The sequence below is a fragment of the Cupriavidus sp. H39 genome, assembly GCF_050271075.1.
GTDB classification, from domain to species: domain Bacteria; phylum Pseudomonadota; class Gammaproteobacteria; order Burkholderiales; family Burkholderiaceae; genus Cupriavidus; species Cupriavidus necator_B.
In genome coordinates this window covers 1,888,307-1,902,486 of sequence record NZ_CP189846.1, presented here as the reverse complement: position 1 = coordinate 1,902,486, position 14,180 = coordinate 1,888,307, and the positions used below count along the sequence as shown (strand labels likewise).

Annotated in this window: 12 protein-coding genes; 10 read left to right on the top strand and 2 right to left on the bottom strand. The window is 65.4% G+C overall.

Features of this window, described 5'->3' with window-relative positions; translation table 11 throughout:
• The first annotated feature begins 4 nt into the window (after nt 1–4).
• The 3 genes from ampC (at nt 5) to ACOCMH_RS09000 (ending at nt 3,219) form a co-directional block, all read left to right on the top strand.
• A complete protein-coding gene (gene ampC / locus ACOCMH_RS09010) occupies nt 5–1,189 on the top strand; it encodes a class C beta-lactamase (RefSeq protein WP_427306635.1) in 1,185 nt (394 codons plus the stop codon).
• 145 nt (nt 1,190–1,334) lie between these two features.
• Entirely contained in the window at nt 1,335–1,775 is a 441-nt protein-coding gene (gene copM, locus ACOCMH_RS09005; protein WP_427306633.1) for a CopM family metallochaperone, read from the top strand.
• A 55-nt stretch (nt 1,776–1,830) separates the two neighbouring features.
• The gene (locus ACOCMH_RS09000; RefSeq protein ID WP_427306631.1) at nt 1,831–3,219 is read left to right on the top strand and encodes a YncE family protein; all 1,389 of its coding nucleotides are present in this window, start codon (nt 1,831–1,833) and stop codon (nt 3,217–3,219) included.
• A 47-nt stretch (nt 3,220–3,266) separates the two neighbouring features.
• Here ACOCMH_RS09000 and ACOCMH_RS08995 read toward each other — a convergent pair whose 3' ends face one another.
• Complete coding sequence (locus ACOCMH_RS08995) at nt 3,267–5,297, bottom strand: hypothetical protein (RefSeq protein WP_427306629.1); 2,031 nt, start codon at nt 5,295–5,297, stop codon at nt 3,267–3,269.
• A gap of 95 nt (nt 5,298–5,392) precedes the next feature.
• Nucleotides 5,393–5,539 carry a hypothetical protein gene (locus ACOCMH_RS08990; RefSeq protein WP_427306628.1) on the bottom strand — a complete coding sequence of 49 codons (147 nt, stop codon included), beginning with the start codon at nt 5,537–5,539 and terminating at the stop codon, nt 5,393–5,395.
• Nucleotides 5,540–5,833: 294 nt separating this feature from the next.
• Here ACOCMH_RS08990 and ACOCMH_RS08985 point away from each other — a divergent pair, with 294 nt between their 5' ends.
• The 7 genes from ACOCMH_RS08985 to ACOCMH_RS08955 all read left to right on the top strand — a co-directional run bounded on the left by ACOCMH_RS08985 (nt 5,834) and on the right by ACOCMH_RS08955 (nt 14,140).
• Entirely contained in the window at nt 5,834–7,297 is a 1,464-nt protein-coding gene (locus ACOCMH_RS08985) for a cache domain-containing protein (protein ID WP_427306626.1), read from the top strand.
• Complete coding sequence (locus ACOCMH_RS08980) at nt 7,294–7,965, top strand: response regulator (RefSeq protein ID WP_427306624.1); 672 nt, start codon at nt 7,294–7,296, stop codon at nt 7,963–7,965. The genes ACOCMH_RS08985 and ACOCMH_RS08980 overlap by 4 nt, the downstream gene beginning before the upstream one ends.
• Before the next feature lie 241 nt (nt 7,966–8,206).
• Complete coding sequence (locus ACOCMH_RS08975; protein ID WP_427306623.1) at nt 8,207–9,655, top strand: aminotransferase class V-fold PLP-dependent enzyme; 1,449 nt, start codon at nt 8,207–8,209, stop codon at nt 9,653–9,655.
• Between the two features lie 35 nt (nt 9,656–9,690).
• Nucleotides 9,691–10,152, top strand: a complete 462-nt coding sequence (locus ACOCMH_RS08970; protein ID WP_427306622.1) for a RidA family protein — start codon at nt 9,691–9,693, stop codon at nt 10,150–10,152.
• Between the two features lie 303 nt (nt 10,153–10,455).
• Nucleotides 10,456–11,886, top strand: a complete 1,431-nt coding sequence (gene tcuA / locus ACOCMH_RS08965) for an FAD-dependent tricarballylate dehydrogenase TcuA (protein WP_427306620.1) — start codon at nt 10,456–10,458, stop codon at nt 11,884–11,886.
• On the top strand, nt 11,870–13,081 hold the full coding sequence (tcuB, locus tag ACOCMH_RS08960) for a tricarballylate utilization 4Fe-4S protein TcuB (RefSeq protein WP_427306619.1): 1,212 nt from the start codon (nt 11,870–11,872) through the stop codon (nt 13,079–13,081). The genes tcuA and tcuB overlap by 17 nt, the downstream gene beginning before the upstream one ends.
• A 78-nt stretch (nt 13,082–13,159) precedes the next feature.
• Nucleotides 13,160–14,140: a Bug family tripartite tricarboxylate transporter substrate binding protein gene (locus tag ACOCMH_RS08955; protein ID WP_427308414.1), complete on the top strand. Its 981-nt coding sequence runs from the start codon at nt 13,160–13,162 to the stop codon at nt 14,138–14,140.
• The last annotated feature ends 40 nt before the right edge of the window (nt 14,141–14,180 follow it).

The window sequence follows — 14,180 nt, the reverse complement described above, 5'->3', positions numbered from 1 at the left end:
TGATATGAACAAAACCCTTGAAAAGGCAATGCAAGGCATTGCCGCTGCCGCGCTGCTTTGCGGCACCAGTGCCCAGGCGGCCGTCGATGCCGGCGCGCTCAAGCGTGTCGTCGACGCGGCCATCCAGCCGGTGATGCAGGCGCATGACGTGCCGGGCATGGCCGTGGCCGTCACGGCCGGCGGCAAGCAGTACGACTTCCACTACGGCGTGGCCGCCAAGGCCGGCGGCCGCAAGGTCGACGCCGACACGCTGTTCGAGATCGGTTCGGTCAGCAAGACCTTCACCGCGACGCTGGCTGCCTATGCGCAGGCCCGCGGCGACTTGTCGCTGACCGACAACGCGGCCAGGTACCTGCCTCAGCTGGCGGGCAGCAGCGTGGGCGCGACCCGCCTGCTGGAGCTGGGCACCTATGCGGCCGGCGGGCTGCCGCTGCAGTTTCCGGAGACTGTCACCGATACCGGCAAGATGCTCGACTATTTCCGCAACTGGCGTCCGCGCTATGCCGCCGGCACCCATCGGCAATACTCGAATCCCAGCATCGGCCTGTTCGGTTATCTGGCCGCCCGCAGCATGGGGCAGCCGTTCGACGTGCTGATGGAGCAGACCCTGTTCCCCGCGCTGGGGCTGCGCAGCACTTACATCACGGTGCCGCAGGCACGCATGGGTGACTATGCCTATGGCTACGCCAGGGACGGCAAGCCGGTCCGCGTGACGCCCGGCGTGCTGGATGCCGAGGCCTACGGCGTGAAAACCACGGCGGCCGACATGATGCGCTTTGTCATGGCCAACATCGACAGCACCGGGCTGGACCAGACCCTGCAGCGCGCGCTTGCCACGACCCGCACCGGCTATTTCAAGGTCGGCGACATGGTGCAAGGGCTGGCCTGGGAGATGTACGCCTGGCCGGCGCAGCGCGACAGCGTGCTGGCCGGCAACTCGCCGCAGGTGGTGTTCGAGGCCAAGCCGGTGGCGCGACTGGAGCCGCCGCAAGCGGCGCGCAGCGACATGCTGGTCAACAAGACCGGCTCGACCAATGGTTTTGGCGCCTATGTCGCCTACGTGCCGTCGCAGCGCATTGGCATCGTGATGCTGGCGAACAAGAACTTCCCGGTCGCGGAGCGGGTGAAGGCAGCGTTCCAGGTGCTGAAATACCTGGACGGCCAGGCCGCAGGGGAAGGGAAGCCTTGACCGGGTTTTGCCCGTAGCGGGCCAGGCCCCGCCACGCCGGGAAAAATTTTTCCTCCGTGACGGAATAGACCTGGCATCTCATGTGTATATGCAGGTAATCGCCCGGGCCCGGCACACGCCAGGCCGGGCAAACCGGAGACCCGCGATGCAATGGAGTTGCTCACGCCATGGCGCCGGCACCGTGGCACGCGCCCTGGCGGCGCTGTGCCTGTCGGCCGCGAGCCTTGCCGTGCCCGCCGAGAACGTTCACCAGCACCCCGGCCACGCGGCGGCACCCCCCGCCTTTGTTGCCAGCACCGCAAAGCCCTATGCCGGCCTGATCGATGACGCCATGGCCGTGATGCACCACGGCATGACGCAGGCCCCTACCAACGGCGTTCCCGACCATGACTTCGTGGCCATGATGATCCCCCACCACCAGGGCGCGATCGACATGGCCAAGGCGTTGCTGCTGTACGGCAAGGATCCGGCGCTGCGCAACCTGGCCCAGGGCATCATCACCGAGCAGCAGAACGAGATACGCCTGATGCAGGCGTGGCTCGAGCGCAACCCGGCACCGCCGCCCAGTGCCATACCACCGCGCTGACCGGTCCATGCCTGATCCGCTCCGCATACCCATCGCATCCAGCCCCGTTACCGCCATGAAGAAGAGAACGCTTGTCGCCCTGGCCATTTCACTCGGCGCGCCACTGGCCGGCGCCGCCCCGCAACCGCAGGACCGCGTGTACACCGCGGATCAGAACAGCAACACCGTGTCGGTGATCGAACCCGCCGGCAACAGGCTGCTGGGCCAGATCCGGCTGGGCAATGCACGGCCCGACGTACTGTCGCCGCTGTACAAGGGCGAACTCAACGTCCACGGCCTTGGGTTCTCCCCGGACCACCGGACGCTGATTGCCATCTCCAATGGCTCCAATTCGGTCGCGTTCATCGATACCGCCACCAACCGGGTCAAGGGCATTGCCTATATCGGCCGCTCTCCGCATGAGGGCTTCTTTACCGCCGACGGGAAAGAGGTATGGGTGGTGGTGCGCGGCGAGGACTACATCTCGGTCATCGACCCCGCCACGTTCCGTGAAACCCGCCGCATCCCGACCACGGCGGGACCGGGCATGGTGCTGTTCCATCCGGCTGGCAAGCTTGCCTTCGTCGTGTCCAGTTTCAATCCGGTGGTCGACGTGATCGACGTCAAGGCCCGCAAGGTGGTGAAGCGGCTGGACGTGGCCAGCCCGTTCTCGCCCTTCCTGCAATTCACGCCCGACTTCAAGGAAGTCTGGATGACGCACAAGGACGTGGGCAAGGTCACGCGCATCGATACCGAGAAGCTGGCAGTGAAGGGCGTGTTCGATACCGGCTTTATCACCAACCACCTGGCCTTTGCCCGCACTGCCCGCGGCACGCTCGCCTACGTGACGGTGGGGGGCGAGAACGTGGTGAAGGTGTTCACCACCGACGCTACGCCCACGCTGGCCGCGACCATCCCGGTCGGCGCGCTGCCACATGGCATCTGGGCGGCCGATGACGGCTCACGCATCTATGTCGGCCTGGAAAACGGCGACGCGGTGGACGTGATCGACACCGCTTCCAACCACGTCACAGCGCGCGTGCCGGTGGGCCAGGCGCCGCAGGCGCTGGTCTACGTCAGCAACGCCGTGCCCGCTGGTGCCGGCACCGACAACCTGGTCGCGCGGGCGAATAGCGACCCCGTAAACATTGCCCTTAAGCCGCCCAGCGGCGAGGCCAAAGGTTTTGTGGTCGCGCGTAACCTGGGCGTGGTCGATGCGCTGGAGGTCTCGCTGTTCAAGCTGAAGCCGGAAACCAGCTATAGCGTCTATGTGGGCGCGCAGAAGACCCCCGTGGCCAGCTTCAAGACCAACCCGGCCGGCATGGCCAACGGCACCGCGATCGGTCCGCTGCGCGAGGTGGTGTCGACGTTGTCTTCCCAGGCGCCGTCACCGGTGCAACTGGTGGTGATGGAGGGCAACGCGCCGCCAGACCCGGCCACGGCGGTGCTGGTCAGCGCGCCGTAACGGCGTTCAGGCGATGCGCATCCTGCCGGCAGAACGCGGCAGGGCCATCAGGGCACATTGCTCTGGGTGAAATCGAACGGCTTGCCGGGCACCTCATAGGCGCCGCCGAACTCGAACGGCGCATTGCCCGACTTGCCGATGCCGATAGCCAGCGGCGTATTGCCGCCTTGCAGGGCGATCGGCGCGTAGCGATAGTTCATCACCTGCCTGCCGGTGTAATCCGTAATGGTGATCACGCTGGTCAGCAAGGGACTCTGCTGGGTCTCGTCCACCGTGATGGGATCGACGATACGCGAGTCCTGCAGCGTCTTTTCGACGGTCAGGTCGACCATGTCGACCAGCTGGATCTTCTGCGCGCCGCGCGATACCACCCACAGCCTGGTGTTGGAATTACCGAGTCCCACGATGACATGGTGCTTCATGCTGGTGGGGTTCTTGCCGACCTGGACGCTCAGCATCTCCTCGATCCGCTTGGGATCAGGGTTGCGGCCCGACTGCAGCCCCGCCACCGAGAACGCGCGGATCTTGCCTTCCTCGGTGGCCACCCAGGCGCGGCCGGGGATCGGCAGGATCGAAATCCTGACCGCCGTGGGCTTTTGCGGCAGGCTGATCGACTTGACGATGGTCGGCGCGTAGTTGTCGACGGCAAATACCGGCGGCCACTGTGCATCGCCAGGGCCGGTGTTGGCCAGGGTCGATTGCAGCGAAGCATGGCTGCCTTCGAAGTAGGCCTGGTTGACCTTGTCGAACAGCGGCTTCAGGTTCAGGAAGACCACCTTTTTCTCGGACTTCGAGATCACCGCGGCCACGCCGGCCCGCGACACCAGCTTGCCGTTGATGCCGGCGCGGGTGAAGCTCTTCTGGTTGACGCTGCTGGTGGCCGGGTTCACCTCGGTCTTGGTCAGGCTGGCGCCGCGGCGTCCGACCGGGTCGACCAGCCAGCCTTGCGTGCTGTTGTCCTGCATCACGCCAAAATCCGTGACCGCCGATATGTCCGTGGGTGCCACCATCCCGGGCAGGTCGATAAAGCCCAGCAGCTTGATAAAGACAAAGTTCGACATGTTGCGCAGGCCAGGGTACAGGCCCGGCCACGAGCCCGCGCTGGGGTCATAGGGCCCGCCCACCTTGCTGCCATCGGCGAGGCTGCCCAGCGCCAGCACCGCCACCTGGCCCTTGAAATTGACGGTATCCCATACCGTTACCAGCGCGAATTCCGAATTGGTCGTGATCGCAATCGCCGTCGGCACCTTGCCCGCCGGCAATTTCACCGCGGCGGCGTGCGAGGCGGTATTGCTGCCCACCGAGGCAATCAGGCCGTTCTGGAACGCGATCAGGGCCTGGGCGCAATCGTGTTCGCTGCAGCGTCCCATGGCAATCGGGCGCCTGGGCAATACGTCGCCATTGGCCGCAATATGATTGTTCAGCTGGGGGTCGGTCGAGACATGCCCATAAACCCACGGCAACTGCGGCTTCTCGGCAACCGTCCCGGCACTCAGGCCCAGTGTGAGCAGCGAGGTGACGCCAGGGTCCGACGCCGCATCGGCGCGATAAATGACATCCCCCATATTGCTGCCGTAATCGTTGCGCGAGCAATCCAGCTGGCCCAGCTGATAGAGGACCTTCAGGTTGTAATCCAGTTCGGCCTTGGGAAATTCCTTCTGGTAGCAGGCATTGGCGTGCGGATAGAAGGTCTTGTCGCCGGGCTGCCAGTGGGTCGGCGCCGTCGCCACCGGCCTGGTATTGGCCGGGCCGTAACGATAGGCAATGGCCTCGTCGCTGCTGTAATCGGAGGCAATGGCCAGATAGGCTTCCCGCACCAGCTTGCCTTGGGCATCCAGGATGTCGTCGAACCATGGCCGCGGCGGTACTTCCGGCGCCGATGCCGGCAACGGGCGTTGCGCTGGCGCGTGCGCGGGCACCTGTTTGGGCGCCGCTGCCACGGATGCGGTGCCGGACGGCACCGGGGCGTCAGTGCGGCGATCGGCTTCCCGCTCGCAGCCCGACATTGCCAGCACGACGGCGCAAGCAGCCAGCGTCGGGGTCACGGCCGGACGCATGGCAATGTGGTGCGATGGCAAGCGTTTCCCAGGCATGAGTGTCTGTGCAGCGCAAAGGAAATTCGTCGGGGCGCAAACATCCGCCAGGTGGACTTTGGCAGCTTTCCGGCCGCGGCTTAGTACGCCAGCACATATTTCTGGTGCATTTCCTTGTCGCGCCCGCGGGCCATGTCTGCATTGTTATCGGTAATCGCCCCAATCGACGTGCGATCGCGCTTGCATTCTGCGTTGGCCGCTCCGGCACGCTGCTTGCTTTTTGCCACGAAACGTCATAGGTTTCCTGATGCATATCGGTTGAGCCCATCCGTTCGCCGGCTGCATCAGGGGTCGAGAAACCACCCGGCAAAGCGCGGCACCAGAACGCGCGTAGGGGGCGGTTTCGATCAATCGAATGGGGAGGAATCGATTTGTCGTGGCGGCGTCGGCATTCTCGCCAACGCCGGCACGGTGTTTCGTCGGCGGGCTTGCAGTCGGCCTGCCACCCCAAGTATGACCGGCTCCCCTGGGCCCCCGCGATGATCCATCTGCCCCCACGCGTGCAAAGCATGACGATCCGCATGAGAACGGTCGCCCTGGCGGCGGCCTTCATGCTGGTGGTCTTCCTGTTGGTGACCTGGGCGGTCTCGTACCAGATGGTCAGCCATGCGCGCCAGGACCGCAAACAGGTCCAGGCCGTCTACGTGGCCAGCAAGGAAAAGGAACTGCGCCACTACGTCGAACTCGGCCATGCCACGCTGGCTCGCATCGCGCAGGGCAGCGGAGAGCAAGCCGCGCTGCAGCAACAGGTGCTGGCCGCGCTCTCGCGCATGCATTTCGGCAATGACGGCTACTTCTTTGTCTACGATCGCTTCGGCAACGTGCTGCTGAACCCGGGCAGCATGGGAATCGACGGCGTGGATTTCTGCGACCCGGCCGATACCGGCAGCGAGCAGGCCAGGATGCTGATCAACCAGGCGCACGCCGGCGGCGGCATTGTCCGATACAACTGGATCAAGCCGTCCTCACGCGCCGAGGCGCCGAAGATGTCGTATGTGAAGACAGCCGACCATTGGGGATGGATTATCGGCGCCGGCCTTTATATGGACGACATCGAGCGCGAGCTGGCCGCCTTCGATGCCAATGCCGCCCGCACGCTGCGTGATACGCAGATACGGCTCACGGCCTTGGCGATCGGCTCGGTCATGCTGATCAGCCTTGCCTGGCTGGCGTGGAACCTGCGCAATTCCCGCATCTCCGGCGAGAAACTGCGGCGCCTGGCGCGGCGCGTGGTGAGTTCGCAGGAGGAGGAACGTGCCCGCGTGGCACGCGAGCTGCATGACGGCGTGGTGCAGGTGCTGGTGTCGTCCAAGTATCTGCTGGAGACGGCCCAGGTGCATCTGGAGCAGGACACAGAAAAAGCGCCGGAGAATGACGTGGCAAAGGACCACCGATCGCGCCGCCTCGCACCGCAGGCACTGCTGGCGCAGGGTCTGGGCCGCCTGCAGGAGGCGCTGGTCGAGATCCGCCGGGTTTCGCACGGCCTGCATCCGGCCTTGCTGACCGACCTTGGACTGGCCGCCGCGCTGCGCATGCTGGTCGAGCAATTGTGCCCCCAGCGCGCAGTCGACCTGCGCTTCACCGAGCAGGGCTTCATCCCGGCGCTGTCGCAGGCCCAGCGGACCGCATTGTTCCGGGTCGCGCAGGAGGCGTTGAACAACGCCCTCATGCACGCGCAGGCCGGCTGGGTCCAGGTCACGCTCGCCGGCGGCGCCCATCACGTCGCGCTGACGATCGAGGACAACGGCCATGGCTTCGACCTGAACAAGGTCCGTGCCGACGGCAAGGGCGGCATCGGCCTGCGCAATATGCGCGAGCGCATCGAAAGCCTGGAAGGCAGCGACTTTGCCATGCATACCGGCCCCGCCGGCACCCGTGTCGAAGCACGGCTGCGCCTGCCGCAGCCAGAGCCCGACTCAACAATCCGGGCCCGACCCGACCCAGCCCTGGGCCATCTTCCCCCTGCAAGGAGACCTGCTGCATGACCGCCAACCTTCGTGTGCTGCTGGTCGATGACCATCCGTTTGTGCTGGACGGCGTCCGCCTGCGCCTGGAGGCCACCGGCGAGATGACGGTGGTGGGCGAAGCGGCGAGCGTCGAGGAAGCCATGGTCCTGGCCGCGCAGCATGGTCCGGACCTGGTGGTGTCGGACATCCACATGCCCGATGCCAACGGCTTGCAGCTTGCGGCGCGCTTTGCCGAACGCTTCCCCGCGGTGCGCGTGATCGCGCTGTCGATGCACAAAGACCCGGAGTACGTGCGGCGCGCCTTTGCCCTCGGCGTGGCCGCCTACGTCCTCAAGGAAGCGCCCGCGCATGAGCTGGTCAACGCGATCCGCACGGTCGCGGCCGGCGGCACTTACCTTAACGCCGAGCTGCAGGCCTTTCTGCAGACCGATGAGCCGCCGCCGTCTTCGCGCCGCGCCCTGACACCGAAGGAGGCCACGGTGCTGAAGCTGCTGGCCGAGGGCCGCTCCAACAAGGAGATCGCCGAGCGGCTCGGAACCTCGGTGCGCACCGTCGAAACGCACCGGCTGCACCTGCGCCGCAAGCTCCAGGTTGGGGGCCGCGCCGAACTGGTGAAGTACGCGGTGCACTTCTCCGACCTGCACGCGATCCCGCTGGCCGACGCGGCGCTGGCGGCGGACTGCTGATCGCCCTTGATTGCCCTTTACGTGTGCGATGTGTCCATGCTTGGTGCCGTGGCACCAGGGCAGGGCGGTGGCATGCACCGTCATTGCAGCGCGCAACGCGCTCTCTGTATTACTGCGTAAGGGAAAGTCGTGCTGCTGCCGCCGCCGTTGTTTGCGTAGACTTTTTTCCAGAACGGGCGCCAGGCATGCGGGCACGCAAACGCGCCGCTGCGCCGATCGTGGGACACAACGGGAGAGCACCATGGACGAGCTGAAGCAAACGCAGAGACCGGCTGTCGCGACGCAATGGCAGCCGGAGGACCTGGCGCGGTGGACACCCAAGCGGCGCGAATTCCTGCGCATGCTGGCCTACGGCGCGGGCTCGCTGGCCCTTGCGCCGCTGATCAGCGCCTGCTCGGATGACGCGTCGGCGGCGTCGTCAGACCTGCGTTCGCAGCTGGCGCAGGACGAAGCCTTCTGGTCTGAAGTGCAGGGCATGTTCGTACTCAAGCCAGAGAAGGTCTACATGAACATCGGCACCGGCGGCTCGATGCCCAAGGTAGTGCTCGATGTCTTCGGCCAGGAAAACCTGGCCAAGGCCGCGGATTCCGGCAGCGGCTATGGCAACCTGGCCGACCTGCGCGCGGCCGTGGCCAAGGGCTTCGGCGTCGACGGCGACGAAGTGGCGTTCTCCGGCAATACCTCGTCGGGCATGTGCCATGCGATCCTCGGCATCAAGTGGGAACCGGGCGATGTGGTGGTCACCACCAACCACGAACACGGCGGCGGCCTGACCCCGCTCAACATCGCGGTGGACCGCTACGGCATCGAGGTCTCGACCATAGCGCTGCCGGTCGGCAACAACCAGACCGCAAGTACTTATGTCCAGCTGTTCGACGAGCGCATCCGCGCGCTGAAGGGGCAGGGAAAGCGGGTGCGCGCGATGATGTGGTCGTCGCCGACCTACAAGACCGGCACCATGCTGCCGATCGCCGACCTGATGCAAGTGGTGAAGGCCCACAGCCTGATCAGCATCGTCGACGGTGCCCACCTGCCGGGCATGATGGCGTACGACTACGGCGCGCTCGGCATGGACTTCATGTCCGGCGCGGGCCATAAGTGGCAGTGCGGTCCCGGGTCCACCGGCATCCTGGTGATCCGCAACAAGATGCGTCCGTCCAATCCGCTGCCGCTGCCGGAGTGGTATCCGATCCATACCAGCTCTTACGTCAGGCAGGCGCGCGGTACCTACGACATCGCCGCCACGGTGACGTCCTGCGGCAGCCTGCACGTGCCGATGTTCCGGGCGCTGGCGCGCGCCTGCGAAATGTGGGATAGCATCGGCAGGAAGAAGATCGAAACCTACGACCTGACGCTGTCGGCCTACCTGAAGGAGAAAATCGTCGAACGGTGGGGCGTCGAGGCGCTGTACTCACCCAAGGACGATCCGAAGCTGGTGTCCGCGCTGACCTGCTTCAATCCGTTCCGCAATCGCGACGATGTCATGAACCAGCAAAAGTCCACGATGTTCGTGAACCGTATGCTGAGCGACTTTGCCCCGGGCTTCGTGATCCGTTCGGTGAATTTCGACGTGATCGGCGCGCCGGCGCAGCACTACGGCATCCGCATTTCCACGCATCTGTGGCACGACGCCAACGACATCGACCGGGTGGTGGATTCGATGTGGACCCTGTCCGGGGCCATGGCTTGATCCGGCCCGTGTCACTGCAAACAAGAGTCAAGTCCATGAAACGATCTATCGCTCTGATTGCCGCGGCGCTTGGCGGCGTGGCATCGCTCTCGGCCTGCGCCCAGCACGGCGGCACGCTACGCGCGGTCTCGTCGGCCGAAGCCCCCAAGGCCATCGGGCCTTACTCCCAGGCGGTCAGCGCCGGCAACGTGCTGTATCTTGCCGGCCAGATCCCGATCCATCCCAGGACGGGCGAATTGCTCAAGGACGCGCCCATCGAGGCCCAGACCCGGCTGGTGCTCGACAACCTGAAGGCGGTACTGGCGGCCGACGGGATGACGATGGCCAACGTCGTTTCCACCACCGTCTATATGAGGGACCTGAATGACTTCGCCAAGATGAACGAGGTCTACGGGACTTACTTCACCGGCGTCACGCCGGCGCGGGCGACGGTACAGGTGGCGCGCTTGCCGCGCGATGTCGCCGTGGAGATCGGGGCGATCGCGGTCAAGCCCTGACAGTTTTGGGCGGAAGAGCGCAGCGGGGTACGGTTTCGGCCGTCCCCGCTGTTGGCGTTGGGGGCACACCGCGATGGAAACGGCTCGTGCCAGACCTCTGTCCTGACCCTGAGAACAAGCTGGATGGGGACATCGGTTGTGAGCGTGAAGGAATAGGGATCCCCAGTTGGTGGATTTTGCCCTCTGGTCCGGCAGTTCCGGTCATCACCCCGACCCTTCACAATAACTTAACACGTCTTAATCACCGTCACCTTTCGTCTCCATCGGGCCTTGCATACAGTCGAGCCCACAAGGAGATTCCCCATGAAAGATGTGCTGGTGATCGGCGGCGGCAATGCCGCGCTGTGCGCGGCGTTGATGGCGCGCGAAGCGGGTGCCTCGGTGCTGCTGCTGGAAGGCTCGCCGCGCGAATGGCGCGGGGGAAATTCACAGCACACCCGCAACCTGCGCTGCATGCATGACGCGCCACAGGATGTGCTGGTCGATGCCTACCCGGAAGAGGAATACTGGCAGGACCTGCTGAAGGTGACGGGTGGCATCACTAACGAGCCACTCGCGCGCATGACGATCCGTGCATCGTCGCGATGCCGCGGCTGGATGCGCCGACACGGCGTCCATTTCCAGCCGCCATTGTCAGGGGCGCTGCACGTGGCGCGCACCAATGCCTTCTTCATGGGCGGCGGCAAGGCGCTGGTCAATGCCTATTTCCGCAGTGCCGAGGCACTTGGTGTCGAGATCCGCTACGACACCCCGGTTGCCGCCATCGAACGCGACGGCGACCGTTTCATCGCCGCCATGACCGCTACCGGCGAACGCATCGAGGCCAGGACCTGCGTGCTGGCCGCCGGCGGTTTCGAGTCGAATCGGGACTGGCTGCGTGAAGCCTGGGGCCAGAATGAACGCGGCGAATGGCCGTCGGACAATTTTCTGATCCGGGGCACGCGCTTCAATCAGGGCGTGCTGCTGCGCCATATGATCGACGCGGGGGCCGATACGATCGGCGATCCGACCCAGGCCCATATGGTGGCGATCGACGCACGCGCTCCGCTGTATGACGGCGGCATCTGCACGCGGATCGACTGTGTCTCGCTCGGCGTGGTCGTCAACCGCGACGGGGCGCGCTTCTACGATGAGGGCGAGGACTTCTGGCCCAAGCGATATGCGATCTGGGGACGCCTGGTCGCGCAGCAGCCGGGGCAGATCGGCTTCTCGATCATTGACCAGAAGGCCATCGGCCGCTTCATGCCGCCGGTCTTCCCGGGCACGACCGCCGATACGCTGGGAGAACTGGCGCGCAAGCTCGGCGTGCCGGAAGCAGCCTTCGTGCGGACCGTGGAAGCCTTCAACGCCGCGTGCCGGCCCGGTAGCTTCGACCACACGGTGCTGGACGATTGCGCCACCGACGGCATCGCACCGGCCAAGACGCACTGGGCGCGGCCGCTCGACACGCCTCCCTATATCGGGTACGCGCTGCGTCCCGGCGTGACCTTCACTTACCTGGGCCTCAAGGTGAACGAGCGGGCGCAGGTCCACTTTGATGGCAGGCCTAGCCCGAACCTGTTCGTCGCCGGCGAAATGATGGCCGGCAACGTACTGGGCAAGGGCTATACCGCGGGCGTCGGCATGGCGATCGGCACGGCCTTTGGCCGCATCGCCGGCGTGAGCGCCGCGCGTGCCTGTGATTTCCGACATCCCGATTTCGACATGGAGCAGTCCAATGCCATCGCTAGCTGAGCTGGTCGATCAGGCGCATGCCGACGCGCAAGGCCTGGGCGGCACTGACCGACGCGTGATTCCGATCCATCCCGTATTGCCGCTGACGGCTGCAGAGGGCGAGGTCGCGCGCATCCTGCAGATCTGCAATGCCTGCCGCTATTGCGAAGGCTTCTGCGCGGTGTTTCCCGCCATGACGCGGCGGCTCGAATTTGGCCGTGCCGACGTGCACTATATGGCCAATTTGTGCCACAACTGCGGGGCATGCCTGCATGCCTGCCAGTACGCGCCGCCGCACGAGTTTGCCGTCAACATCCCGGTAGCGTTGGCGGAGGTCCGTGGTCAGACCTACCAGGACTATGCGTGGCCGCCAAAGCTCGGCATGCTGTACCGGCGCAATGGCCTCACCTTGTCGCTGGCCCTGGCACTCGGGCTGACGCTGTTCCTGCTGTTGGCCGTGGCGCTCAACGGCACCTTGTGGCGCGCTCCGGCCACTGGAAACTTCTATGCGCTGTTCCCGCATAACTTGCTGGTGTCGATGTTTGCGCCTGTGTTCGGCTTCGTGGTGCTTGCACTGGCAATGGGGGTACGCAGGTTCTGGCGCGAAGTCACCCCCGCGACCAGCGGTGCCCCGGTAAGCGCGCCGGCAGCGGCAGAAGCCGGTGCCGCCGTGCTGCGGCTGAAATACCTCGACGGCGGCCATGGTGCCGGTTGCAACAATGCCGACGACGCCTTCACGCTGTCACGCCGGCGTTTCCATCACCTGACGTTCTATGGCTTCCTGCTGTGCTTTGCCGCAACGGCAGTGGCGACGGTCTATCACTACGCTTTCGGCTGGCACGCGCCATATGAACTGCCGAGCCTGCCCAAGCTGCTCGGCGCCATCGGTGGTGTCAGTCTCGCGATCGGCACCGCGGGGCTCGGCTGGCTCAACCTGCAACGTCACCGCTTGCACCTGGCGCACAGCCAGCGGCCGATGGATCTCGGCTTCATCGCCTTGCTGTTCCTTACCGCCGCCAGCGGCCTGGCGCTGTGGCTGGGCCGTGGCACGCCGGCGCTGGCCATCCTCTTGTGCCTGCACCTGGGCGCGGTGATGGCGCTGTTCGCCACCATGCCCTACGGCAAGTTTGCCCACGGCGTGTTCCGCAGTGCCGCGCTGCTGCGCCACGCGGTGGAGAAGCGCCGGCCGAACCCGGTAGGGCTCGGGGCGGACTGAGCGGCTGCCCGGCGGATGGCCGTCCCCACGCCTTTCCAGAATAACCCTTTCCAGAACGACAATACGGAGACCGATTCGATGGACCGTCGACCGACCCTGCGCGCAACCTTGTTGGCCGCGCTCTGCTTTTCCCTGTCATCAGGTGTTGCGCAAGCGCAGCCCATCGCCGGCGGCAAGCCGGTCACGCTGGTGGTCGGCTTCGCCGCCGGCGGCGCCGCCGATGCCGCCGCGCGGCTGATCGCCAAGAAGCTGGCGGACAACCTCGGCCAGCCGGTAGTCGTCGACAACCGTGGCGGCGCTGGCGGCAATATTGCCCACCAACTGGTGGCTCGCGGTCCGGCGGATGGCAGCATGCTGCTGTTCGGCTCGATCGGGCCACTGACCATCGCGCCACATCTCATGAAGCTGCCCTACGATCCGTTCAAGGATCTGGCGCCTGTATCGGGCGGCGTGAACTTTCCCAATATGCTGGTGGTGCACAAGGGCGCCGGCGTGAAGAACCTGGCCGAGTTGGTCGCACTGGCGAAGAAGAAGCCCGGCGCCGTGGACTATGCGTCGACCGGCGCTGGCTCTGCTTCCCATCTGGCGGGAGAACTGTTCAACCAGCGTGCCGGTATCGAGATGGTCCACATTCCATACAAGGGCGGTGCACCGGCACTCCAGGATCTGCTTGGCCAGCGGGTGACGTCTTACTTTGCGGCCCCGCCGACTGCGATGCCGCAAGTCGAGGCCGGCAAGCTGGTGCCGCTGGCCACCACCGGTCCGGTACGGCCGGCGTACCTGCCGAATGTCCCCACCGTGGCGGAATCCGGCTACCCCGGCTTCGAGGCGCTGAACTGGTATGCCTTCGTGGCCCCTGGCAAGACGCCGGCACCCATCCTCGATCGCTGGAATCAGGAGGTCGTCAAGGTGCTGAACGATGCGCAGGTGAAAGATGCGCTGAACAAGCATGGCCTGACACCGCAGCCAACCACCCGGCCGGAACTGCTTGCCTTCATGAAGAAGGAGAGCGCAAAGTGGGGCGCGATCGTCAAGGAACGGAAGATTACGGTCGATTGAGGCCGGCCATCGGACCGTCGCGCCGGCCCGCGTGGAGGCG